This window comes from Kitasatospora sp. NBC_00458, assembly GCF_036013975.1.
In the GTDB taxonomy this organism is placed as follows: Bacteria; Actinomycetota; Actinomycetes; order Streptomycetales; family Streptomycetaceae; genus Kitasatospora.
The window spans coordinates 106,645-129,253 of the sequence record NZ_CP107904.1 but is presented as its reverse complement, the minus strand read 5'-3'; the positions used below and the strand labels follow the sequence as shown (position 1 = coordinate 129,253).

General features: G+C 74.9%; 22 protein-coding genes. 14 read left to right on the top strand and 8 right to left on the bottom strand.

The genetic code is table 11. From position 1 onward, the window contains the following. Positions 1-2: 2 nt before the first annotated feature. Positions 3-842 (top strand): ABC transporter permease, encoded by an 840-nt coding sequence (locus tag OG550_RS00595; protein WP_327673315.1) that lies wholly within the window; start codon positions 3-5, stop codon positions 840-842. Positions 843-961: 119 nt separating this feature from the next. Here OG550_RS00595 and OG550_RS00590 read toward each other — a convergent pair whose 3' ends face one another. After that, positions 962-1,468 (bottom strand): ArsR/SmtB family transcription factor, encoded by a 507-nt coding sequence (locus OG550_RS00590; RefSeq protein ID WP_327673313.1) that lies wholly within the window; start codon positions 1,466-1,468, stop codon positions 962-964. Positions 1,469-1,525: 57 nt separating this feature from the next. On the opposite strand from OG550_RS00590, the gene OG550_RS00585 reads away from it, so the two are divergent. Next, the gene (locus OG550_RS00585) at positions 1,526-2,440 is read left to right on the top strand and encodes a S41 family peptidase (protein WP_327673311.1); all 915 of its coding nucleotides are present in this window, start codon (positions 1,526-1,528) and stop codon (positions 2,438-2,440) included. 148 nt (positions 2,441-2,588) lie between these two features. On the opposite strand, the gene OG550_RS00580 is transcribed toward OG550_RS00585, so the two are convergent. Next, entirely contained in the window at positions 2,589-3,557 is a 969-nt protein-coding gene (locus tag OG550_RS00580; RefSeq protein ID WP_327673309.1) for a helix-turn-helix transcriptional regulator, read from the bottom strand. A 158-nt stretch (positions 3,558-3,715) separates the two neighbouring features. Here OG550_RS00580 and OG550_RS00575 point away from each other — a divergent pair, with 158 nt between their 5' ends. The 3 genes from OG550_RS00575 (at position 3,716) to OG550_RS00565 (ending at position 6,211) form a co-directional block, all read left to right on the top strand. Continuing rightward, complete coding sequence (locus OG550_RS00575; RefSeq protein ID WP_327673307.1) at positions 3,716-3,850, top strand: hypothetical protein; 135 nt, start codon at positions 3,716-3,718, stop codon at positions 3,848-3,850. Between the two features lie 95 nt (positions 3,851-3,945). Next, on the top strand, positions 3,946-5,220 hold the full coding sequence (locus OG550_RS00570) for a YcaO-like family protein (protein ID WP_327673305.1): 1,275 nt from the start codon (positions 3,946-3,948) through the stop codon (positions 5,218-5,220). Then, positions 5,213-6,211, top strand: coding sequence for a hypothetical protein (locus OG550_RS00565; RefSeq protein ID WP_327673303.1), 999 nt, complete (start codon positions 5,213-5,215; stop codon positions 6,209-6,211). The genes OG550_RS00570 and OG550_RS00565 overlap by 8 nt, the downstream gene beginning before the upstream one ends. 110 nt (positions 6,212-6,321) lie before the next feature. Here OG550_RS00565 and OG550_RS00560 read toward each other — a convergent pair whose 3' ends face one another. Beyond that, complete coding sequence (locus tag OG550_RS00560) at positions 6,322-7,182, bottom strand: NAD(+)/NADH kinase (protein WP_327673301.1); 861 nt, start codon at positions 7,180-7,182, stop codon at positions 6,322-6,324. Between the two features lie 207 nt (positions 7,183-7,389). On the opposite strand from OG550_RS00560, the gene OG550_RS00555 reads away from it, so the two are divergent. Then, a complete protein-coding gene (locus OG550_RS00555) occupies positions 7,390-7,749 on the top strand; it encodes a UBP-type zinc finger domain-containing protein (protein WP_327673299.1) in 360 nt (119 codons plus the stop codon). A gap of 129 nt (positions 7,750-7,878) precedes the next feature. On the opposite strand, the gene OG550_RS00550 is transcribed toward OG550_RS00555, so the two are convergent. Together OG550_RS00550 and OG550_RS00545 are read right to left on the bottom strand one after the other, a co-directional pair. Next, complete coding sequence (locus tag OG550_RS00550) at positions 7,879-8,823, bottom strand: DUF5996 family protein (protein WP_327673297.1); 945 nt, start codon at positions 8,821-8,823, stop codon at positions 7,879-7,881. Between the two features lie 110 nt (positions 8,824-8,933). Beyond that, positions 8,934-10,238, bottom strand: coding sequence for an FAD-dependent monooxygenase (locus OG550_RS00545; RefSeq protein WP_327673295.1), 1,305 nt, complete (start codon positions 10,236-10,238; stop codon positions 8,934-8,936). Positions 10,239-10,445: 207 nt separating this feature from the next. On the opposite strand from OG550_RS00545, the gene OG550_RS00540 reads away from it, so the two are divergent. Together OG550_RS00540 and OG550_RS00535 are read left to right on the top strand one after the other, a co-directional pair. Further along, entirely contained in the window at positions 10,446-11,372 is a 927-nt protein-coding gene (locus OG550_RS00540; RefSeq protein ID WP_327673293.1) for a LysR family transcriptional regulator, read from the top strand. Between the two features lie 541 nt (positions 11,373-11,913). Further along, entirely contained in the window at positions 11,914-12,843 is a 930-nt protein-coding gene (locus tag OG550_RS00535; RefSeq protein WP_327673291.1) for a hypothetical protein, read from the top strand. Between the two features lie 447 nt (positions 12,844-13,290). Here the strand turns inward: OG550_RS00535 and OG550_RS00530 are convergent, their stop codons facing one another. Then, positions 13,291-13,689 carry an SAV_915 family protein gene (locus OG550_RS00530; protein ID WP_327673289.1) on the bottom strand — a complete coding sequence of 133 codons (399 nt, stop codon included), beginning with the start codon at positions 13,687-13,689 and terminating at the stop codon, positions 13,291-13,293. A 385-nt stretch (positions 13,690-14,074) separates the two neighbouring features. Between OG550_RS00530 and OG550_RS00525 the strand changes: the two genes are divergently transcribed. The 6 genes from OG550_RS00525 (at position 14,075) to OG550_RS00500 (ending at position 20,293) form a co-directional block, all read left to right on the top strand. Next, positions 14,075-14,326 (top strand): hypothetical protein, encoded by a 252-nt coding sequence (locus tag OG550_RS00525; RefSeq protein ID WP_327673287.1) that lies wholly within the window; start codon positions 14,075-14,077, stop codon positions 14,324-14,326. A gap of 623 nt (positions 14,327-14,949) precedes the next feature. Continuing rightward, positions 14,950-15,672, top strand: coding sequence for an LURP-one-related/scramblase family protein (locus OG550_RS00520; protein ID WP_327673286.1), 723 nt, complete (start codon positions 14,950-14,952; stop codon positions 15,670-15,672). Positions 15,673-15,943: 271 nt separating this feature from the next. After that, complete coding sequence (gene pstS, locus OG550_RS00515) at positions 15,944-17,095, top strand: phosphate ABC transporter substrate-binding protein PstS (protein WP_327673285.1); 1,152 nt, start codon at positions 15,944-15,946, stop codon at positions 17,093-17,095. Positions 17,096-17,485: 390 nt separating this feature from the next. After that, positions 17,486-18,052: a hypothetical protein gene (locus OG550_RS00510; RefSeq protein WP_327673284.1), complete on the top strand. Its 567-nt coding sequence runs from the start codon at positions 17,486-17,488 to the stop codon at positions 18,050-18,052. A gap of 474 nt (positions 18,053-18,526) precedes the next feature. Beyond that, complete coding sequence (locus tag OG550_RS00505; protein WP_327673282.1) at positions 18,527-19,069, top strand: EF-hand domain-containing protein; 543 nt, start codon at positions 18,527-18,529, stop codon at positions 19,067-19,069. Between the two features lie 339 nt (positions 19,070-19,408). Next, positions 19,409-20,293 carry an SMP-30/gluconolactonase/LRE family protein gene (locus OG550_RS00500; protein ID WP_327673280.1) on the top strand — a complete coding sequence of 295 codons (885 nt, stop codon included), beginning with the start codon at positions 19,409-19,411 and terminating at the stop codon, positions 20,291-20,293. A 167-nt stretch (positions 20,294-20,460) separates the two neighbouring features. Here OG550_RS00500 and OG550_RS00495 read toward each other — a convergent pair whose 3' ends face one another. Then, positions 20,461-21,303, bottom strand: a complete 843-nt coding sequence (locus tag OG550_RS00495) for an LLM class F420-dependent oxidoreductase (RefSeq protein WP_327673278.1) — start codon at positions 21,301-21,303, stop codon at positions 20,461-20,463. 376 nt (positions 21,304-21,679) lie between these two features. Further along, on the bottom strand, positions 21,680-22,609 hold the full coding sequence (locus OG550_RS00490; RefSeq protein ID WP_327673276.1) for a hypothetical protein: 930 nt from the start codon (positions 22,607-22,609) through the stop codon (positions 21,680-21,682).

The window sequence follows — 22,609 nt, the reverse complement described above, 5'->3', positions numbered from 1 at the left end:
CCATGACCATCGACAGTCCGGCCGTCCGCGAGCCGGTCGCCGGCCCGCTCACCACCCGCGACAGCCTCCCCAGGCGCGCCGTAGACCTGCTCGCCGCCGAATGGATCAAGCTGAGCGCAGCCCGCTCGACCTGGCTGATCGTCGGCCTGGGGCTGCTGGGTTCCATCGGCAGCGCGCTGCTGTCCAACAACTCCACCGTGCACAAGTGGGACGGCTGGGAGCCGGACGAGCGAGCCGGCTTCGATCCGCTGGCCGCTTCCTTCAGTGGCTTCGCCCTTCTCCAACTGGCCCTGACGGCGGTCGGCGTGCTCGCCATGAGCCGGGAGTACTCCAGTGGATCGATCAGGACGACCTTCACCGCCGCGCCGGCCCGCCGCGCCGTGCTCGCGGCGAAGGCCGCGACGGTCGGCGGTCTCGCGGCGGGGGTCGGTCTCACCGCCTCCCTGACGACGTTCACCGTCAGCCAGGCCATGTTCGCGCAGAAGCACTTCGGTCTCTCCCTCACCGCACCGGGCGCCGTGCGCGCGATCCTCGCGAGCTCGCTGCACCTCGCAGGGGTCGCCCTGATCGGACTGGCTCTGGCCGTCCTGCTGCGGCACGGCGCGGGAGCCGTCACCGCGTGCTTCGGATTCCTCTTCCTGGCACCGGTCTTCCTGCAGAGCAACCGCGGCTGGATGCTGCGCGTCCACCAGTCCCTGATGGACAGTGCGATCCGCCACCTCACCGTCAGCCACGTGGAGCGCCACGGCCCCTCCACCCCCGGAGCCTGGGCCGTCCTACTGATCACTCCCTTCGTCCTGCTCGCGGTGGCGGCGGCACTGGTCGACCGAAGGGACGTCTGACCCGGTCGGCGCCCGGCGCAGCGGCCGGACGCCGGGTAGCGCTCCGCCGGCCGTCGCACGGGGTTCCGGCGCCGGTGCCGACCCCGGCGTCGGCCCTGACGTCGGCCCAGGTGCCCGCCCTACGTCCCGGCCTGCTGGTAGAGCGTCACCAGGAGGCCGTGCAGCGGCTCGGCCTCCGAGTCCTCCTCCGTCTCGTCGACCAGGGCGGCCAGCACCTCGGCGAGCCGTGCCGCCTTGGCCGGGCCGAGGCGGAGGTGGCGCAGCGTCAGGAGGTGCTCGGCGGGTGAGCGTTCCAGCTCCTGGGCGACGGCGCCGAGCAGCGCGGCCGTTCCCCCGGGCTGCGGTTCGTCGACGAGCAGCCGCTCGGCGGTTCGCCGGTAGTACTTCTCGGTACCGCCGCGCACCTGCCGCGTTCCCGCCTCCTGGACCAGCCCCGCCTCGCACAGCACCCTGAGGTGGTGGGAGACGCTGCCCTTGTTCGCCCCCAGCTGTGCGGCGAGCCGACTGATCGTCGACGGCCGGCCGCTGAGGGCGAACAGCAGGCGCTGGCGCAGGGGGTGGGCGAGCGCGGTGTGCTGCCGAGGCGTGCTGATCCGCTGGACGTCTTCGTCTGGTTGGTGGCTCACCGGATCAAGCGTTAACGACTGTTGACGCTTTGGCAAGATCGCTGGTCTACTCCCTCCATGACCACCACCACCACATCGCCCTCTGCGCTGGACGCCGTCGCCGTCGTCGAGTCGATCGCCGACCTGGTCCGCGAGAACTACGTCTTCCCCGACGTCGCCCGGCAGCTGGCGGACCTGCTGCGGAGCCGGAGCGCCGAGGGCTCCTACCGGGCCGAGTCCGCCGAGGAGTTGGCCGAAGCGGTCACCGCGGACCTGCAGTCCGTCAACGGCGACCTGCACCTCGGCCTCAAGCACCACGCCGTGCCGGTGCCGGCCGAGCGGGGTGCGGCGGCCCTCGCCGCGATGCGGAGGGACTTCGACGCCTCGCTGGGCGGTGTTCCGCGCGTGGAGCTCCTCGACGGCGGCGTCGCGGTCCTGGAGATCGCGCCCCTGCTGTTCCCGCTGGACTGGGCGGCGCAGCCGCTGGCCGCAGCGCTCTCCCTGGTGGCACCCGCCCGCGCCCTCGTCCTCGACCTGCGCGGCAACGTCGGCGGCGACCCGGACACGGTCGCCTTCGTCTGCGGCTACCTGCTGGAGGGCCGTACCCTGCTCAACACCATGGTCTCGCGGCAGGGCGAGGAGGCCGCGCAGTCCTGGACGCCGCCGTTCGTGCCGGGTGCCCGCTTCGGCGGCAGCAAGCCGCTCTACGTGCTGACGAGCGGGAAGACCTTCTCCGGGGGCGAGGAGCTCGCCTACGACCTGCAGCAGCTCGGGCGCGCCGAGGTCGTCGGGGAGGCGACCCGGGGCGGCGCGCACCCGCGCGAGGGGTGGACGGTGCACCCGCACCTGGAGCTCAGCGTGCCGGTCGCCCGCGCGGTGAACCCGGTCTCGGGCACCAACTGGGAGGGCACCGGCGTCCAGCCCGACGTGCCGTGCGACGCCGCGGCGGCGCTCGACCGCGCGCTGTCCCTGGCCGTGGCGCGCCTGGCCTAGCGCGGACGAGGGCGCCGGCGAGGGCGCGGACGGGCGCCGGGGCAGGTGCCGGCGAGCGGCCGCCGTGCGGTGGCGCACCGGCCGCGGGCCCGTGCGCCGGATGCCCGCGGGCCCGCGCCGGGGCGGCCGACTACCCGCCGCCGCCGGGTCACGCGGAGCGGACCGTCTCCCGGTAGTGGCGGGGCGACAGGCCGGTGGCGCGTTTGAAGGCGTTGCTGAAGGCGCTCTCGGAGCCGTACCCGAGAGCGGAGGCGATGGCCGACAGGGGCGTGTCCGCGCGTCGGAGGGTGTGCTCGGCCCGGTGCATCCGCCAGCGGCGGAGGTAGGCCAGCGGCGGGACGCCCGCCACGTCCTTGAAGCGCTTGGCGAAGCTGGTGCGGGACATCGCGGCCGCCCGGGCCAGTTCGGCGAGCGTCCAGGGCCGGGACGGGTCGCCGTGCATCAGCCGCAGGGCGGGCGCGATGCGCTCGTCCGCCAGCGCGCGCAGCCAGCCCGTCGGGCAGTGACCCGCGTCCGCACCCGTGAGGAAGGCGCGCAGGACCTGGACGAGGAGCAGCGGGGCGAGGTGGCCGGCGGCGAACGAGGCGCCGGGGCGGTCGGAGGCCAGCTCCCGCAGCGTCTGCTCCATGAGCCAGCAGGCGGTGCGGGCTTCGGCCGTCGCGGCGCCGACCTGCAGCACGGGCGGGAGCAGGCTGAGCAGCAGGTCCTCGGCGGTGGTGTCGAGTTCCAGGTGGGCGCCGATGGTGACGGTGTCCCGGCCGTCGTCCCCGGTGTGGAAGAAGGGCTCGGCGGAGGCCCTGAGCAGCGGCAGTGCGTCAACCGCCGGCACCGCCGGATCACTCGCGAGGATGTAGGGGCGGTCGCCGGCGAGGACGGCCGCCCCACCCGCTTCGAGGCGTACGGGTGGCTCGGCGCCCTCCACCAGCAGCCAGACGGTGCCCTGCAGCACGGCCTGGACCTTGAGTCGGCCCGGCGCGGGGAAGGCCAGCGCCCAGGCGCCCGCGGCGGTGAGACCGCGCGACAGGACGCAGCGGACGCCGGTGAGTTCGAGGGCCTCGGTGAGAGGGTCCCCCCAGGCCGGAGTGCCGGGGGCCGGCACGGACAGCGGTGCATCCATGTGCGGACTCTCGCGCAAGTCACCCGGACGGGCAAGCATTCACACGCCGTCGCCGGATCGTCACCATGAGTGGTGGGACGTATGCGTACTCCGTACCGCGCGACCCGGGCCCGGCCGCCGACCGGCGGTCGGCCGACGAGTTCCAGGAGGTAGTTCCCATGGGCGGATTCCAGGACCGCGACAAGTTCCACCCGGACGAGGTCGTCCTCTCGGCGGCCGAGAAGAGCGTCATCGCCGAGCTCCTCCAGGGCGGCGGCCGGACCGAGCCGGCCGAGTCCACGGACGAGGGCTGACAGGGTTCGAAGCCGACAGGTCCGAGGGTGCCGGTCCGCGACGGTCGTACGCCGTCCGTCGCGGACCGCGCCCCCGCTCAGCAGACGGGACGGCCGTGACCACCACCACCACCACCACGCACACCGCTCCTCCCCAGTCCGGGGAGCGCGGCCTCACTCCGCGGCAGGCGTTCGCGAGGGCCGCCGCAGCGATCGCCGACCTGGGGCTGGAGGCCGATCTGGCACCGGTCCTCGACGGCAGCCCCGGGACGTGGCGCTGCGTCCTGCGGCGCGGCGGCGTACCGCTGCGCACCGGGCTGGGGCTGGGCAAGGGCAGCCGGGAGGAGGCCCGGGCCGGAGCACTGTTCGAGGCGCTGGAGCACCAGCTCAGCGGCGTGGACGGACTCGACGGCTCCCGGATCCGGTTGGCCTCCGCCCACGACGTCGCGGCCGGTCCGCTGGGACGGGACATCGCCGCCGCGCTGCTCGCCCAGGCGCCCGACGGGCCGTTGGGGTGCCTGCCGTACCGCTCGCCCGACGGCGGTCCGGACGTCGACGTCCCGCTCTTCCTCTCGATGCCCGAGTACCTGCGCCCGGCGGGGGACGACCTGCGCCGGCAGGCCGGTGACACCTACGACTACCGCTCGGTGGGCCGCTACTCGGTCAACAACGGCTGGGCCGCCGGGGTCGATCCGGTCGAGGCCGCGGTGCACGCGATCAACGAACTGATCGAGCGGGACGCGCTGTCCATGCTGCTGATCGGCTGCTTCCTCCGCACGCCCGCGCGCCGCCCGGCCGTGGTCGACCCGGCGACGCTGCCCCCGGGCCCCGCCGCGCTCCTCGGCTTCGCCACCGCCCGCACCGGCCGTCCGGTGCACCTGATCGACATGACCACCGACCTGGACGTGCCCGCGTACGCGGCCTACCAGAGCGCACCCCCGGGACAGCCGGCGCGGATCTGCGGCTGGGGCGCGTCGCTGTCCCGCGAGTACGCGGTCTCCCGCGCGGTGAGCGAACTCGTCCAGCTGCACAGCACCATGGGCCTGCGCGACCGGTACGCGCACCTGCTGCCCGAACAGCGCGACGACACCGGGCCCTACCCGGCGCTGCACGCCTGCTACCTGTCCGACTTCACCGCCGCCCTGGCCACGGCCGAGGTCCGGCCCTTCGAGGCGACCGCGGTACCCGACACCCCGGGCGGACACCTCGACCGGCTCCTCGGCCTCCTGAAGGACCACGGCTTCGGCGTCTACCGGCGCGACCACCACGTCACACCGGACCTCGCGGTGGTCAACGTGCTGGTCCCCGGCCTGGAGCGGTTCATGCTGGTCACCGACGGCCAGGTCGTGGTACCCGGCGAGCGCGGACTCGCGGCGGCCCGCCGTGGGTGAGCCGGTGCGCTGGCGGCCGCTCGCCCACGGCGACGCACCCCGGGTGGCGGGCCTGCTGGCGGTCTGCGAACGGGCGGACCGCACCGGTGACCGGCGCGGTGCACAGGACGTCCTCGACGGCTGGGCGGCCTCCGGCATCGACCTGGCCGCCGGCACGACCTCCGCCTGGGCCGGACCGGAGCCGGTGGCGTACGCCGTCACCCGGGCGCGCGAACACGCGGACCCCGTCCACGAGATGACCCTCGACCTCGTGGTGCACCCCGCGCACCGGACCCCCGGCGTCATCGCCCACCTGCTCCACGGGTGCCGCCGCACCGCGGCCCGCCGGCACCGGGAGAGGTTCGGCGGCACACCGCTGGAGCTCCACGTCCGGACGCACGGCCACCAGCGCTGGCTCGCCGAGGCGCTCGACGCCGCGGGCTACCGGCGGGTGCGCGGCTACCGGGGCATGCGGATCGACCTGGCGGAGCACGCGCCGGCCGCCGGTGCGGACGGCGCGCCGGGGCTGCCGACCGGGACCGCGCTGGTGCCGTTCGAGGACCGCTACGACGCACTGCTGCTGGCGGCCCGCAACGAGATCTTCGCCCGCAACCCGGGCAGCGTCCCGATGACGCCCGCGACGTGGCGCCATTCGGTGACCGGGAGCCCCTACTTCCGCCCCGAGTCCTCCCTCCTCCTGCTCTCCGCCGACGGCCGGGAGGTCCTCTGCTACCTGCTGGCCACCGAACTCGCCGACACGGGGCGGGAACGCGAGCTGTACCTCGCCAACGCCGGCACCCGACCCGACCTGCACGGACGCGGCCTGTACCGGACCGTGTTCACCCGCACGCTGGCCCGCGCGAAGGACCGCGGCTACCGGTGGGCCGTCATGGACGTCGACTCCACCAACGCCATGGCGACCGGCGGCTTCTACGAACGCCTCGGCGCGCGGACCTTCCGCACCTGGACCGGGCACGCGCTGGAGCTCACCCGCGGCCTGCCGCGGCCGTGAAGGCGGCGGGCTGCCCCGCGGGGCGCCACGAGCCTCACGCGGCCGCGCCGCGCCGCGCCGTGCCGCCGCGCGGTGCCGCGACGGGACGGGACCAGGACGGGACCGGGGAGTCAGCCGTGCTCCGCCGAGCCGGTGAGCCGCAGTTTGCGCTGGGCCCGCTGGTAGAACGTGGTGCGGCCGAGTCGTACGACCCGTGCGGCGGCGGGCAGCATGGTCACCTCGACGACGTCGCCCGGTGAGACGTGGCCGACCAGGAGGCCGTCGGCCTCGACGGCGAGGTCGCCGCTGTGCGGCAGGACCACGAGGTCGAGCCGCTCACCGCTGGAGAGGAACACGGAGCGGTTGAACGCGGCGTGCGGGGCCACCGGGGTGATCAGCAGCCCCTCCGCGTTGGGGGAGACGATCGGGCCGCCGGCGGAGAAGCTGTACGCGGTGGAGCCGGTCGGTGTCGCGACGACCACCGCGTCGGCGGTGTAGGCGACGAACGGCTCGCCCTGGACCCGTACGGCGACCGCCGCGGACTTGTGGCCCGGGCTGCGCAGGAGCACGACGTCGTTCAGCGCCGTCTCCCGGGCGGCCCCGAACCGGGCGTGGACGCCGGAGCGGACCTCCACGGTGAAACGGCGGGCGTCGATGGCGTCCAGCGCGGCGGGGAGCTCGGGGATGTCGACCTCGGCGAGGAAGCCCAGGCGTCCGACGTTGACGCCGAGGACCGGCGCGTGCCCCCCGGTCGTGAGCCGCATGGCACGGAGCATGGTGCCGTCCCCGCCGAGACTGATCAGGAGGTCGGCGCTCGCGGTCATCTCCTCGGCCTCGACCGGAACCGCCTCGCAGCCGATCCGCGCCACCTCCGCCGCGAGCCCCAGGACCGTCGTCCCCCGGGCCCGGCCCCACCGGACGACGGCGTCGACGGAGGGCGCGCAGGTGCGCTCGGGGTGGAGGACCAGCCCCACCGTGCCGATGGATCCCATCCGCAGCACCTCGCCGTCCACAGCCGCCGTTGCTCCCTCCAGTCATGCACAGCCCCGGCCGGAGCGCCTACGCTGAGGAGGTCCGACTGCTGCTCGTCGCGGTCCCTCCGCGCGAGCCGGCCGGCGGGGATGCGGACCGGCGGTCCGACGGCTCGGCGTCGACCTGCCGGACCGGCGCCCGGCCGGCCCCGACGGGAGGCGTGTGCCATGGCTGACAGCCCGATCCGGGGGATCGACCCCTCCGTGAAGCCGAGCGGCGAGGGGTGTGCGGAGTGCCTGGCGGGCGACGGGCCGGGGTGGTGGTTCCACCTGCGGCGCTGCGCCGAGTGCGGGCACATCGGCTGTTGCGACTCCTCACCCTCACAACACGGCACGAGGCACGCCCGGGAGGCGGACCACCCGTTCCTGGCCAGCTTCGAGCCCGGTGAGGCGTGGTTCTGGGACGTCGAGACCGAGCAGTACTACGAGGGGCCGGAACTGGCGGCGCCCGTCGCGCACCCGGCCTCGCAGCCGGTGCCCGGCCCGCTGGGCAAGGTCCCCGCCGACTGGCAGTCGCACCTGCACTGACCCGCAGCGTCCTGGGCTGTCCCGCAACGTCCCGCACCGTCCTGCTCAGGACTGCTCAGGACTGCTCAGGACTGCCCAGGACTGCCCAGGACCTGGCCAGGACCTGCTCAGGACCTGCTCAGGGCCTGCTCAGGCAGGCGGGCCCGGCAGGTGCGGGTCCGTGATCCCGCCCGGGCAGGCGAGGCCGCCGACGTCCCAGCCGGCGCGGGCGGCCCCGGCCTGGTACGCGCTCTCGTAGAAGGCGAGCACCGCCGCCCGCGGATCGGCCTCGGCGCGGGCCGCGTCGTACCGCAGGACCGCCAGGTGGCTGTTCTCCAGCGCGACCCACCCGGCGGAGGCGGGTGAGAGCCGGTCCTCGGCCAGGTGCGCGGGCTCGGGCGCCGTGTACGAGTAGAAGGCCGGTTCGCCGAGGTCGGCGTCCCCGAACCAGAACCCGAAGCTGATCAGCTCCCGGGAGTACGCCTCGCGGGTCACCGGGTCCACCTGTGGCGGCTGGTCGAGGGCGTGCCCGGAGAACCGGGTGTGGGCGATGTCGAATGAGTGCCAGAACAGGTGGACGGGGCTGACCTTGCCCGAGAAGCGCGCCGCGAACTCCTCCAGCACCAGCCCGACCTGGCCCAGCACCTGCCAGAAGCGGTTCGCCTGGACGGGGTCGTAGGCGGCGTGTTCGAAGTCCTGGTCGAACGGCCGGTCGGAGTCGGGAAGCCGGTAGGGCCGGGGGACCCGGATCTCCACCCGGACGCCCAGCGCCGCCAGCGCCTCCAGGGTCTGCCGGTAGAACGAGGCGACGGACTGGCCGACGAGCGGGAAGGACTCCGTCCTGCCGTCCGCCGTCGCGACGACCAGCCGGTGGTCGACGAAGTCGAAGTCGACGGTGAAGACCGGGTTGCCGTCGACCTGTCCCATCGGCCGCGTGGTGATCCCGCGCCCGGTGAGATGGAAGGGGACGTTCCACCAGTGGTTGCGCCGCACGCTCGCCGCGAGGCGGACCTTCCCCACCACCTGGGTGAAGCGGTGCAGCGTCTCCTTGGTGTCCCGCCACTCGGCGAGCGGAACCGGTGGGAACAGTTCCATCGTGTCCTCCTCCTGCCGTCGGCCGTGGTTCCACGATGACCACAGTTCCATGATGACCACGGCGGTCCGGAGAGGGCCTGTTCGCGGGCGGTGCCGACCTCGGTGGCCGCTCACCCGCGGAGCGGCTCCTGATCGGCGGGGACGGCGGCGACAGCGGGGACGACCGGGACGGCGGGGACAGCAGGGACGACCGTCCAGGACGGGTGGGTGTTGACCCGGGTGACGGTGGCACCGGTCAGCCGCTTGTAGCGGGTCGAGATCCGCTCGGCCTCCCCGGCGGGCAGCGCCGCGCCGTGCTCCTCGGCCCGCGCGATGGTCTCCTCCGGCCCCAGGTCCCGGTTGGCCAGCACGATCGCGTTGACGGCCGGCCGGCGCATCCCGTCGTAGCGGCGCAGCGCGGCCTCGGCGTCGTCGTCCCGGGCCAGGCACCAGGCCAGTACCCGGCTGTCGACGACGGACTGCGACCCGCCGTTCATGCCCATGGGGAACATCGGGTGCGCGGCGTCGCCGAGGAGGGTGACCCGTCCGAAGCTCCAGCGCGGCAGGGGATCGCGGTCGGTCATCGGGTACTCGAAGACCGCCGGGGAGCGTTCGGCGAGCGCCGCGAGGTCGATCCACGGCAGGTTCCACGACGACAGCCCGGCGCGGGCCTCCGCCGCGCCGACACGGCGGCCGGGGCCGCCCGGCGGCGGGGCGGACGGGCCGTGCCGCACCTCCAGCACCCAGTTCACCAGGGCGTCGGCGGTCGCGGCCTCGGGGTCCTCGATCGGGTAGGCGACGAACTTCGCACCGGGGGTGCCCCCGGCCACCACGATCGAACGGCCGTCGAGGACGTGCGGGAGCCGCGCGACCCCGCGCCACATGTGGACACCGTTCGCGTTCGGCGGACCCTCGCCGGGGTACAGCCGGCTGCGGACCACGGAGTCGATGCCGTCCGCGCCGACCAGCACGTCGGCGTCGTCGACCACGGGCAGACCGCTCGACCGGTCCAGGAAGTGGGCGCGGACGCCGCCCGCGCCCTGCTCGAACCGTTGGAACAGCAGCCCGGTACGGACCGCGTCGGGCCCCAGCCGCTCGCGGACCGCCGCCAGCAGCAGCATCTGCAGACGGCCGCGGTGCACGGAGTACTGCGGCCAGCGGTACCCGGCGGCGCGCCCCAGCGGCTCCTCCCAGACCGTCCGGCCCGCCCGGTCGCGGTAGCTCAGCCGATGCGGGGGCAGCGCGACGCGGGCCAGCTCGCCGTCCAGGCCGAGTTCGGCGAGCTCCCGGACGGCGTGCGGCAGCAGGTTGATCCCGACGCCGACCGCCTCGACCCTCCGCGCCGCCTCGTACACCCGTGGCGCGAAGCCGGCGGCGTGCAGGCTCAGGGCACAGGTCAGCCCGGCGATGCCGCCGCCGACGACGGTCACTCTCATCTGTCTGTCCTCGCCCTTCGCCGGGGCCACGCACTGGCCGACCCCCTGTCACCAGCCTCGCCGCCCCGGCTGCGCGCGTCCAATACACAGCGGTGATGGCAGCGGTCACGGCCGCTGATCGCACCGTCGGCCGCCCGTTCCGGCGCCCGATCGGCCGTGGCGCACACAACCGGTGCTCCCAGCTGCACAGTTGATAGTTTGCCAGCCATGGAGCTCCGTACGCTTGAATACTTCGTCGCGGTGGCGGAGGAGCGGTCGTTCACGAAGGCGGCGGCCCGCTGCCACGTCGTGCAGCCCGCGATCAGCCAGCAGATCCAGGCGCTGGAGAAGGAGCTGGGAGAGCCCCTGTTCGAGCGGCTGCCCCGGCAGGTGGTCCTCACCTCCGGGGGCGCCGCCCTGCTGCCGCACGCCCGCGCCTGTCTGGCGGCGGCCGCCTCGGCCGTCCTGGAGTTCGCCGACCGCTCGGGCCTGCTCGGCGGCTCGTTCGCGCTGGGGACCGTCGGCGGTCTGGAAGGCACCGCCGTCCCCCGGCTGCTGGGGGAGTACCACCGCCGGTACCCGCGGGTCGCGGTCAGTCTCGTCGGGGCGTCGAGCCCGTCACTGCTGGCGAAGGTCCGCGACGGCGGGATCGACGCGGCCGTGGTCGCGGGACCGCCGGACGGCGAACCCGCCGCCGTCGCCTCGCGGGTGCTCCTGGAGGACCGGATCGTCGCGGTCCTCCCCGCCGGAAGCCGGCCCGCGGACCGTCCGATGACCCTCGACGAGGCGGTCCGGGGCCCGGTCATCAGCTACGGTCCCGACAGCGGAGTGCACGCGTTCATCCGCGAGGCCTTCGCCGCGGAGGGGCTGCGGTTGGACATCGCCTACGCGACGAACGACGTCGCCCTCCAGCTTGCGCTGGTCGCGGAACGGATCGGTATCGCCCTGACCTCCCGGGCGAGTCCGGTCCTCGCCGCCGACCGGCGCTTCACCGTCGTGCCGCTGGAGCCCGCCGTCCGGCTGCGGAAGGTGTTCGTGTGGCGGCCGGGCACCCGGCCGAGTGCGCCGTTGCGGGCCTTCCTCGACCTGTGGACGGAGCTGTCCGACCCGGCGGCGTCCGGCGGGGCCTTGTCCGGGGCGGCCGTCGGCGGCTGACGTCAGGTGGCGGTGGCGGCCGGTCGGGGCCCGGGCTCCGGCCGGGAGTCCCGGCCGGCCGGCGGCAGGCACCATCACCCCCCTACCGAGACGACCGGTTCGAGGTACGACGACGGCCGTGCGGAGGCATGGCGCGGCAACAGGCTGAGCCCTGTCGCCACCACCGTCGTCCGCGGCTTCGATGACGAGGGCTTCGAGGCGGTGTTCCACGGCGTCGGCGTCGCCGCCGAGCGGGCCCGGCGTGATGCCGGTGGCCCGCTCCTGCGCGTGCCGGGGCACGGCGTCGGGGCGCCGAACGGCCGCCGACGGTGGCAGTGGCAGTGGCAGTGGCCGTGTCGTGGCCGGGGGCGTGTCGTTGGCCAGATCGGTTGATCTTGCCCGGGTGGGGTGCCGGTTCCCCCGGTGCCCGCCCGGGCCCGGCTTGAGAGGGGTCCTGATGGTGCAGGCAGGTAGTGGGCATGCCGCTGGAACGACGTCGTGCCGGGCGGTGTCCCGCACGCGCCGCCGGCCGTCGGTGGCGGTCGTGATGGCGGTGGGCGGCATGGTTCTACCGCTGGTCGGGCAGGTGCCGGGCGCTCACGCCGTGGACGGTTCGGCGCCGGTGGCCTACGACAGGGCGGGTGTCTACGAGTACGTCGTCCCCTCGGGGGTGGAGAGGATCGAGGTGGCGCTGGTGGGCGCGGGCGGAGGCGGCGGTGGCGCCGGCAACTGGCCGGACGGTGATGGCGCCAGGCAGGACGACGGTGGCGGTGGTGGCGGTGGCGGCGGCTATGTGGCGTGCGTCCTCCCGGTGGAGCAGGGGCACCGCTACCGGGTCGTCGTCGGAGGCGGGGGCGGAGGGGGAGGCAGCGCGGCCGGCGCGGTGCCCGGCGGCGGCCTGCCGGGCAGCGGCCCGCACGGCGGAGCCGGCGGGACCGACACCGGGCACAACGGCGCCGACACCACCGGTCGGCGCGACGGCAGCGGCGCCGGCGGCGGCAGTGCCTTCACCGCCCACGAGAGCTACGTCCGCGGCGGCGGTGCGGGCGGCGGGGGTGCCTCGCTGTTCGGCACCGCCGACGCGGACCTCGCCGTCGGCCCCGGTGGTTCGGGGGGCCTGGGGGGCCTCGCGATGAGCGGCAACCCCGTGGACGACGGCAACGGGGGAAGCGCGGCCGAACCCGGCGGCGTCGGCGGCCACTGGCGCCGCGACTTCTTCAAGGACGGCCAGAAGGGCGGAGCCGCCGGCACCTGCCCCGGCCTGGCCGAGGACCAGGAGCCGGAAGCCGCCACAGCGGGCGCAAACGGCGGAGACCTCGACCCCGGCGGTGTGGCGGGCATCGGCGGCGCCCGGCCCGGCCCCGGCGGCGCGGGCGGCGGCGACCTGCCCGCCGAGTGGAGCGCCGGGGCCGGTGGCAGAGGCGGAGACCAGGGCGTCGCCGGTGCCACCGGAGCTGACGGAAGGGTCGTCATCACCCCCGCCACCGAATGAACCGCCACCGGATGAACCACCACCGCCCCGGAACGGCGCCGGTGGGCCGGGAGGTGCGCCGGTAGGCCGCGACCGGCGGGCACGGCGAGGTGCCGGAGGTACTCGTCGACGCGGGTGGGGGAGCGTCCCGACGGGACGGACCGGCAGGAACGTCACGGGGCCGGGCGCAGCCGGGCCGCCCGAATCCGATCTCGACGACGACCGCCGCGTTCCGGCACACACGGGGGTCACGGCGGTTGTGGCGGCCACGTGCCCGGGAGCACCGGGAGCACCAGGTGTGCCGGGAGGAGCGCAACGGGCACCGTGGCGCCGCCCAGCCCGATCCGCCCGGCGCCGGGCGAGTTCGGCGAGGGGGCGGCCGATGTCGCCGCCGGGTGCGCGGTGGTGCGTGGGCGGCCCGGCGGCTCCGCGAGATCACCTCGGTGACACCTCGACAGCACCTCGGCATCACCTCGACCGAGCTGCGCCCAACGCGGTACGGCGTAGGCCCGGCGCGCCTGTGTAGGGGCGTGCGACGACGAGCGGCCGGTCCGGGGCGCCCGTGCGGCGGGGTGCGGCGGCCGGTGCGGCGGCCAGCTGCGGGTCGACGGTGAGCGCGGTGACGCCCAGCGGTTCGGTGAGGGCCCGCAGGGCGGGCTCGGCGAGGGTGATCCACGGCTGGGCGGTGCCGAGGACGGTGACGAGCTGCTGCTCGGTCGTGAAGGCGACGGCGGTGCGGTCGCCGAGCGGGGTGCGGAAGAGCCGGGCGGCGTGCCCCAGCGGGCCCGGCCGGACGGGGACCAGGAGGAGTCCGGCCGGGCCGGGTTCGGAGGGCTCGGGGTCCTCGGCGAGTGAGCGTCGGTTCATGGCTGCCTCCAGGCAGGGGTGGCACGGGTGGACGGTGTCCCGGTCCTCGGCGCCGTCGCCGGCCGGGCTCGTACCAGGACCGTATGCCCGGCCGCGCCCCCGGTGTCCCCGCCCCTGACGCTTTCATGATCCGGCCGCCCCCGTCCTTGACGCCGTGTTGACGCGGTTGCGGCGGGGCGGCCGGGGCGGCGGCGGGGCGGTGCGTACCACTGCCCTCCTGCGGGTTTCACCCGTCCGTGTCGACGGGCGTCAGGAAGCCGTCAAGAACGGGCGCCCGGGCGTAGGCCGCGCGTCAAGGACGGGTGCACCGGGGCGTACCGGGTCTCCACTGGAACCGCGGGCCCGGTCAGGCGCTCCGCACCCACCCCGGAAGGAAGCGTCCACCATGAGCGAGACCCGGACCGTCGTCGCCGTCGCGAGGCCGCCGCACGGCGTCGGACAGGCCGCCGCCGCCGTCCTGCCGCGCCGCCCGGACCGCGCGCCCGTCCTCGCCCTCCGGCCGCACCGCGGCGACGGTGCGGACGAGCGAGGGGAGGAGCACGGGGAGGAGCCCGCACCGTCCGCGTCCGGGGACGCCGGCCGGACGCTGCGCGGGAGGGCGGGGCACTGCCGGATCGCCATGCAGTACCTCGACTGAGACCGCCTGCGGGTGGCCCGGTGCGCCGGCAGGAGGCAGGAGGCGAGTGAGCGTCAGGCCCGCGACGCCGCGGCGCCGCTCGATGGTCCGTGCGCTCTGCCGGTGTCCGGACCGCTGGGAGCCCGGGTCATGGTTCGGCGGGCCGGCGGGCCGGCGGACCGTCCGGAGCCAGAAGCGCGCGGCCCGGGCCGAGGTCAGGTGGGCGAGTGCCGGTTCGGGGTGGGCCGCGAGCCGGTCCAGGGTGCGTCGGCGGTGCGCGGCGCGTCTGGTCCAGGCCCAGCGGATGGGGGCGGATCGAGCCGGCCGCGGACGTGCTCCCGGTTGCCGTTCCACAGCTCGCGGCGGGTGGCCGCCCGGGCGGGCGAACGCCGGAGGACGCGGTACATGACGGTACGCCGGGGCAGGTCCGGCCCCGGCCGTCCGGCCTCGTCCGGAGCCGGAGGCAGCGGGGAAACGGGCCCCGAGGTGTGACATCGGCCACATCACCGCCGCCGGACTCCGGCCGGATATCGCTCGCGGCACCCGAACTCGCAGGTTGCAGCCGTGACTTGCAGTCTTGAGCCGATTCGGGCCGTTGAAATCGATCTGGCTACCGGTGGAGGAATGAGCCTAACCTGCCCGCCATGTCCCAGAACACGAACACCCCCGGTTTCCCCGGGCAGCCGGCCGCTCCGGCCGGCGACTCCGCCAAGGTGCAGCGCCAGGTGCAGCAGCAGGCGGGCGTCGGACCGGTCTCCGGTGGCGGCGGCACCCTCTTCTCCGAGCCGGTCCTGGTGGTGAACCAGAAGGCCAAGCTGATCGAGCTGACCAACGAGTACACGGTCTTCGACCAGCAGGGCGCCACGCTGGGCTCGGTGGTCCAGGTCAGCCAGAGCGGTCTGCGCAAGGCGATACGGCTGCTCACCTCCCTCGACCAGTACCTGACCCACAAGCTGGAGATCCGTGACGCGCACGGCGCTCCGGTGCTGGTGCTGACCCGCCCGGCGAAGTTCATCAAGTCCCGGGTGATCGTGGAGCTCCCGAACGGCCAGGAGGTCGGCCAGGTCGTTCAGCAGAACGCCATCGGGAAGATCAACTTCGCGCTGGAGGTCGGCGGGCGGAAGGTCGGCGCCGTCAAGGCGGAGAACTGGCGGGCCTGGAACTTCTCCATCGTCGACGAGACGGACACCGAGATCGCCCGGATCACCAAGACCTGGGAGGGCCTGGCGAAGACGATGTTCACCACGGCCGACAACTACGTGCTCCAGATCCACCGCCCGCTCGCCGACCCGCTGCTGAGCCTGGTCGTGGCGACCGCGCTGACCGTGGACACCGCGCTGAAGCAGGACGCCCGGGGCTTCGGGTAGCCGCAACCCGCACACCGGGTCCGGTCCTCCGCCCCGCCTCCCGACCGGGAGGCGGGGCGGAGGGCGGTGGAGCCCCGGTCGCCGTCCCACCGCACCGGACGACGCTCGGGGGCAGTGGCTGAAGTGCTGATGAAAGATGAATTCGCGGTGACGTTCCGGGGGTGCGCCGTGTGTCACGGGTGGGCGTAGGGGACCGCTGCGGACGATGACGGCGTCCGTTTCACCCGTTTCGTCCGTTCGTCGGTGCGCCGCGTGCTCGCAGGGAGTCCCCGTGTCTACTGGTCGGTCCGTCGTGATCCGTTCGCTCACGCCTTCGGCGCTGGCGCTCGTCGTGGCGGTCGCCGCCTCGGGGTGCGGCATGGAGTCCGACACCGCGGCGGGGGCCGCGCCCACCTCCGCGCCCACCTCCGGGGCTTCTTCCGCGCGGGCCTCCGCATCGATCGCCTGCGACGGGTCGGGGCAGCTGCTGGGCGCGGGTTCGACCGCCCAGGGGAACGCGATCGACCTCTGGAGGAACGAGTTCGAGTCGGCGTGTCCGAGCGTCACCGTCAACTACGGCGGCGGCGGTTCGGGCGCGGGCGTCCAGCAGTTCAACTCGGGAAAGGTCGCCTTCGCCGGCACCGATGCGGCTCTCAGCCCCGCCGAGGTCGACGCCTCCAAGCAGGTCTGCACCGGCGGCCGGGGCATCGACCTGCCGATGGTCGGCGGCCTCATCTCCGTCGTCTTCAACGTCACCGGCGTCGACCGGCTCGTGCTCGACGGCCCCACCACGGCCAAGATCTTCGACTCGCAGATCACCACGTGGAACGACCCGGCCATCGTCGCGCTCAACCCGGGCACCAGCCTGCCCGACGCGCCGATCCAGGCGTTCCACCGCGGGGACGACTCCGGCACCACCGCCAACCTGACCGCGTACCTCGCCGCGGCGTCGAACGGCGCCTGGGGCCACCCGGCCGGAAAGGCCTGGGCGGGCAAGGGCGGGCAGTCCGCGAACGGCTCCGCCGGGGTCGCGGCGCAGGTCAAGCAGGTCGACAACTCGATCGGCTACGCCGAGCTCTCCTTCGCCCAGACCAACAACCTGAAGAGCGCCGCCATCAGCACCGGCGCCGCCCAGCCGGTCGAGGCGAACGCCGCGAACGCCGCCGCCACCCTGGCCACGGCGCAGGTCACCGGCACCGACGGCGACCTCGCCCTGAACCTGGACTACGCGATCAAGGACGAGAACGCCTACCCGCTGGTCCTGGTCACCTACGAGGTGGTCTGCGACAAGGGGAACAAGGCCTCGGCCCTGCCCGCCCTGAAGTCCTTCCTCTCCTACACGAGCAGCGACGCCGGGCAGCAGGCCATCGCCCCGATCGGCTACGTTCCCCTGCCGGAAGCGCTGACCTCCAAGGTCCGGACCGCGGTTTCCGGCCTCGCCTGAGCCCGCGACCCGCCGGAGGCGGAGGGGTTCCGTCAGCGGTGGCAGCCGGCGGCGAGGGGGACGGGCGCCCCGTGGCGGGCCGTGGGTTCCAGCTTCTCCAGCAGCTCGGAGGGGGACACGGTGATCACGGGGCAGGGCGCGTGGGTGCGGGGAGCTGCGGATCCGAGGGACCTGGCCGCGGGTGCTCCCGCGTCCGGAAGTGGGGGATCCGCGCAGCGGGCTGGCATGGTGAGAGGCCGAGCGCCGGACGGGCCGCTCGGCGGCCCACGGCACGAAGGAGTCACCCATGTCCCGATCGGCACTCTCCACCGGGAGGAGTCGCTGCACCGGTCGGGCCGTCGCAGGGAGGAGCGCGGGGGAACGCGCCGTCGCGACGGCGGAGTCGACCCCGTGAACACCACCGTGGCCCGTGTCGTCACCGACGTCCTGCAGCCGCGCAACGTGCTGGTGGCCGGGCTGACCGGGCTGGGCGCCGCCGCGGCCGGCGACTGGACCGGCATCGGGTGGGGCCTGCTGGCTGCGCTGTGCGCCGGTGTGGTGCCGGCCGGCTACATCGAGTGGGAGCGCAAGCGCGGGACCTGGGGCGACCGCCACGTGGTCGACCGGACCAAGCGGGCGCCGATCTTCTTCGTCATCCTCGGCTCGATCGGCCTCGGCTCCCTCGCGATGGTCCTCGGCGATGCCCCGCGCGACGTCCTGGTCGCCATGGTCGCCCTGTGGGCGATGACCGTGGGCCTGCTGGCGGTCAACACGGTCTGGAAGATCAGTGTCGACAGCGCGGTCGCCAGTGCGGTGGTCACCGTGCTGGCGGTGGTGCACTCGCCGTGGTGGATCGCCGCGTACCCGCTGGTCGCCGTCGTCTGCTGGTCGCGGGTCGCGTTGACGTACCACACCACCGCGCAGGCCGTGGCCGGAGCCTCGCTCGGCGCGGCGACGGCCGCCGCGTGGCTCTGCTGAAACCGCGACCGGAGGCGGGGCGGCCCCGGTCCCGAGGGGAGCGCGACCGGACGCCACGAGGTGGTGACCGGCGGTGGACGCCACCCGGCCGACGGCGGCAGCGCTGCGCGGTGCGTTCAGTCCTGCCGCTCCGCCAGGACGGGCCGGAGCATCGACTCCAGGAGGGCTTCGCCTAGACCTCCGGGCGGCGGCCGGGGGTCCGGTGCCGCGCGCCGAACCCTCTCCGACCTGCGACTGCACCCGGCCGAACGGGAATTGAGCGGTGGGCCGGTGGGCCGGGGCGCTCCCCGGCGGCGGGTCGGCTCCGGTGGCCGGGCCGGATGACGAGGAGGACGGATAGCACGGTTCGGGCGGCGCCGCCGGGAATCCCCCGTTCTTCCCCGAAGCCCGGTGGCACCCGTGCCGCGCACCTATAGTCACCAGCCTGTCGCCACACGTGGTGGCGCAGCGGTTCGGCACAGGGGAGGCCCGTTCATGGCCAGCGAGTTCCAGCGGCGCAAGCTCCGCAGCGTCTTCGCCGCGTTCGACACGGACGGGGACGGCTGCCTGCGGCAGAGCGACTTCGGGGCCCTGGCGGAGCGCTGGAGCCGGCTGCCCGCCGTCCAGCGGGACGCCGGGCTGGGCGCCAGGGTCGAGGCGCTCATGACGGGCTGGTGGGACCACCTGCTCACGGTCGCCGACACCGACCACGACGGCAAGGTCGACATGGCCGAGTTCCTGGCCCTCGTCGACCGGCTCCCCGCCCTGTACGAGGTCGTCACGGCGACCGCCGACACCGTGTTCGACGCCGTGGACGAGAACGGGGACGGCCGTATCTCGCGCGCCGAGCACCGCCGGCTCGTCGACGTCTGGCACGGCCGGAGCGTGGAGACCCACGACGTCTTCGAGCTGCTCGACCTGGACGGCGACGGTTACCTCAGCCGGCCCGAATTCGCGCTCCTGTGGGCCCAGTTCTGGATCAGCGCCGACCCGTCCGAGCCCGGGAACGTCATGTGCGGACGCATCCCGGAGCAGTGACCGCGTCCCGGTGGGCGGCGGACGCCCTGTCAGGGATCCGCCGCCAAGCGGCGGCCGGGCGCCGGACACGAGGATCACGCCCCGGCCGCAATTCCGCGTCCGGCCACCGGAGACGGGCCGTCGGTGGGAAGGTGGGCACTCGTACCACCCCACCCGGCCGGTCCCGACGGCTCCGCACGCCCCACACGGGTTCCGGGGCCTCGGCGGCGTCGACGCGGTGACGCGGTGACGCGGCCCGCCGTGCCGCGGTGCCGCCGCCACGTTGACGCCACGCCGCCACCGCCGAACCGGCCCGGGTGACAGCCAGGGACACCAGCCGCCGACCACCCGGAGCGCCGAGTGAAGATCCGACACGACGAGCCCGAACCGCTCGACCACACCCCGCTGCTGCTCGGCGAGGGACCGGCGTGGGACGCCGGGTCCGCGACCCTCGGCCTGGTGGACATCGTCGGCAGGGCGTTCCTGACGGTCTCCGGGGACGACGTCACCCGCACACCCACCGAGGACGCCATCGGCTGCGCCGTTCCCTGGGCACCGGGCCGCTGGCTCGCGGCGGTCGGCACGGACGTCGTCGCCCTCACCCCGCACGGCGGGGGCACCGGCTTCGCACGCCTCCCCGGGGATCCGGCCACCATGCGCGCCAACGACGGCAAGTGTGATCCCGCCGGGCGCCTGTGGGTCGGTGTGATGGCCCGCGACGCCGCCGACCGCGCGGGCTCCCTGTGCGTGGTCCACGGCGACGGCCGCGTCGAGACGGTCCTGACCGGGCTGACCATTCCCAACGGCCTCGGCTGGTCCCCCGACGGCACGGTCATGTACGTCACCGACACCGCACGCGGCACCATCACCGCCTACGACTTCGACGTGCGGGAGGGCCGGCTCACCGACCCCCGGGTACTGACCGCCGTCGACCCCCGGTTCGGCGGCCCGGACGGTCTGACCGTCGACGCCGAGGGGCACGTGTGGACCGCCCTGTGGGACGGTGGCGCCGTCCTGCGCATCGCACCCGACGGCGCGCTCGTCGGTGTCGTCGAACTCCCGGTCGCGCGGCTGACCAGCTGCTGCTTCGCCGGTCCCGACCTGACCGACCTCATCGTCACCACGGCCCGCGTCGCCCTCGACGGGCCGACCCTGCGGCGCTACCCGGAGTCCGGTAGGACCTACCGCGTCCGGACGGACGTCCGCGGCCTGCCGGCGACACGGTTCGCGGGCCCCCCGGCCTGAGCGGCCGGTCCGCCGACACCGGGCACCGGTGTGCCGGACGGCGGCGCGGCGACCCCGGCCGGAGCACGGTCGGGGGCGCCGCCCGGCGCGCCCTGGTGTGGTGGTGGCGGCCCGGCGTCGGTTGGCGCCGGGGGCCGGTCGCGCCGGGCCCGCCCGCCGCCGGTGGGTCAGTGGGGGAGACGGGCGTGTCGGCGGAGGTAGGCGGCGACGTCCCGGACGTCGTCGAGCGGCAAGGGGTAGACGACGAGGCGGGCGAGTCCGAGTCCGGCGTAGCGGTGGAACGCCTCGGCGTCGACGGGGGTCATGGCGGTGTAGTTGAGTTCGAGCGGTCCCAGCCGGGCGGGGCGTTCGACCTCGTCGGCGGCCTTGCGCAGTCCGGCGAGGTCGGCGGCGAGCCGGTCGGGACTGTCGCCGGCGCCGAACCAGCCGTGGCCGCGGGCGACGGCCCTGCGGTAGGCGGCGGGGCTGTGCCCGCCGATGAGGATGCGCGGGCCGCCCGCCTGCACGGGGCGGGGCCGGGCGTCGAGGTGGTCGAAGGCGACGTGGGTGCCGTGGTGGGAGGGTGCGGGCTGGGTCCACAGGGCGGTCATGGCGTCGAGGTACTCGTCGGTGCGCGCGCCGCGTTCGGACATCGGCACGCCCACGGCGGCGAGTTCCGGCTCCAGGTAGCCGGGGCCGACACCGACGCGCAGCCGGCCGTCGCTGAGCACGTCGAGGCTGGCGAGCTGTTTGGCGAGGACCACGGGATGGCGTTGCGGCAGGACGATGATCCCGGTGCCCAGCTCGATCCGTTCCGTGACGGCGGCGACGTAGGCGAGGTGGACCAGCGGGTCGAGGATCGACTCGGCCGCGTCCATGGGTGACTCGGGGGTGCGGGGGTCGGGCAGCGCCACGTGGTCACCCACCCACCAGGACCGGTAGCCGAGTTCCTCGGCCAGGGCGGCCAGTTGCGTCGTGGCCCGTGGACCGTGGGTGGCCTTGGCACTGAGTCCGTACACGCCGAGTTCCATGACTGCCCGCCTCGTTCGACAACGGCCCGCGTGCGGCCCGCGACGCCTCGCCGGTCGGGCGTAGCGCCGGCCCGCGGCCGTTGGTCCGTCATACCCGAAGCGGCGGGCGCCGTCACGGGCGACACGCGGCGGTACCGACCCTGGCGGTGTCGGGCCGCGGCCCGTCGAGCCGGTGCGGTCGTCCGGAGCGGTGTTCACGGGCGCGGACGCCGCTCCGTACGGGGCCGTGGGGCAGGGGGTGTGCGGGCCCGGGCGGGACTCGGCCGGGCCCGGGCGCAGGATCCGCCGGCCGCGCACGGCGGACCGGGTGGAGCCGAAGGGGCTCCACCCGGTCCGCCGCGCTCAGCGGCCCCGGCGCCGTGCCGGTGCCGTGCGGTCAGGCTCCGGCCGCGGGCTGTTCCGTCGCCACCGTGTAGAGGCCGCGGTCGGGCCGCTGTGCGCGTCCTTCCTTGGCCAGGCGCTCCAGCCTGGTGCGGATCGCGTTGATGTTCCCCTCCAGGGGGTCCAGGCCCAGCAGCTCGGTCACCTCGCGGGCGCGCAGCGGACCCGTGGCGCCGGCCAGCGCCGCCAGAACGCCGTCGGCGTCCGTGATCTTCCGCCGTCGGCCCGCAGCAGGCGCCGACGCCTCCACGGCGGGCTCGCTCTCCGCCGGGGCCGTCCGGGCCGCCGCCTTGGCGGCGGTCGCCCGCTTCGGCTTCGTCCCGGTGGCCTTGGAGCCGGACTCCGGGGTCTCCGCCTTCGTGGTGGCCTTCTTCGCCGCCGGGGCGGGGGCCGAAGCCGGATCCGGGGCCGGAGTCGGAGCCTGTGCGTCCGGCGCGGGCGCGGCCTTCTTCGCCGCGACCGCCTTCTTGGCCGTGGCCTTCCTGGCGGGGGCCTTCTTGGCGGTCGCCTTCTTGGCCGTGGCCTTCTTTGCGGTCGCCTTCTCGGCGGTCCCGGTCGGCTCGACCGCTACACCGGCCGCCGCCTGCGCGGCCTCGGCCGGAGCCTCGACCTCTGCCGGAGCCGCAGTCACAGCCTCGGCCGGTGCCTCAGCAGCAGCCTGGGCCGGGTTCTCTGTCGGAGCCACAGCCACAGCCACAGCATCGGCCTCGACCAGGTCATCGGCCGGGCCCGAGGGCGACGCCGCGGCGTGCGGCGGCTCACCCCCGCCGGTGGCGAGCGGGCCGACCAGCAGCCGCAGTCCTTCGAGCGCCTTGGTGATGGCGTCCTGTTCGGCGGTGACGGCGGCGAGTTCCGCCTCCGCCCGGGCCAGCCGTTCCCGCACGGCCGGAAGCCGTGCCTCCAACAGGTCGATCGTCGAGCTCAC

Bases quoted from the DNA above. Each gene is read 5' to 3' on its own strand.
- OG550_RS00595 (WP_327673315.1), top strand. From the start codon at position 3: ATGACCATCGACAGTCCGGCCGTCCGCGAGCCGGTCGCCGGCCCGCTC.
- OG550_RS00585 (WP_327673311.1), top strand. From the start codon at position 1,526: ATGACCACCACCACCACATCGCCCTCTGCGCTGGACGCCGTCGCCGTC.
- OG550_RS00580 (WP_327673309.1), bottom strand. From the start codon at position 3,557: ATGGATGCACCGCTGTCCGTGCCGGCCCCCGGCACTCCGGCCTGGGGG.
- OG550_RS00575 (WP_327673307.1), top strand. From the start codon at position 3,716: ATGGGCGGATTCCAGGACCGCGACAAGTTCCACCCGGACGAGGTCGTC.
- OG550_RS00560 (WP_327673301.1), bottom strand. From the start codon at position 7,182: ATGGGATCCATCGGCACGGTGGGGCTGGTCCTCCACCCCGAGCGCACC.
- OG550_RS00555 (WP_327673299.1), top strand. From the start codon at position 7,390: ATGGCTGACAGCCCGATCCGGGGGATCGACCCCTCCGTGAAGCCGAGC.
- OG550_RS00550 (WP_327673297.1), bottom strand. From the start codon at position 8,823: ATGGAACTGTTCCCACCGGTTCCGCTCGCCGAGTGGCGGGACACCAAG.
- OG550_RS00545 (WP_327673295.1), bottom strand. From the start codon at position 10,238: ATGAGAGTGACCGTCGTCGGCGGCGGCATCGCCGGGCTGACCTGTGCC.
- OG550_RS00540 (WP_327673293.1), top strand. From the start codon at position 10,446: ATGGAGCTCCGTACGCTTGAATACTTCGTCGCGGTGGCGGAGGAGCGG.
- OG550_RS00535 (WP_327673291.1), top strand. From the start codon at position 11,914: ATGGTTCTACCGCTGGTCGGGCAGGTGCCGGGCGCTCACGCCGTGGAC.
- OG550_RS00530 (WP_327673289.1), bottom strand. From the start codon at position 13,689: ATGAACCGACGCTCACTCGCCGAGGACCCCGAGCCCTCCGAACCCGGC.
- OG550_RS00525 (WP_327673287.1), top strand. From the start codon at position 14,075: ATGAGCGAGACCCGGACCGTCGTCGCCGTCGCGAGGCCGCCGCACGGC.
- OG550_RS00520 (WP_327673286.1), top strand. From the start codon at position 14,950: ATGTCCCAGAACACGAACACCCCCGGTTTCCCCGGGCAGCCGGCCGCT.
- OG550_RS00505 (WP_327673282.1), top strand. From the start codon at position 18,527: ATGGCCAGCGAGTTCCAGCGGCGCAAGCTCCGCAGCGTCTTCGCCGCG.
- OG550_RS00495 (WP_327673278.1), bottom strand. From the start codon at position 21,303: ATGGAACTCGGCGTGTACGGACTCAGTGCCAAGGCCACCCACGGTCCA.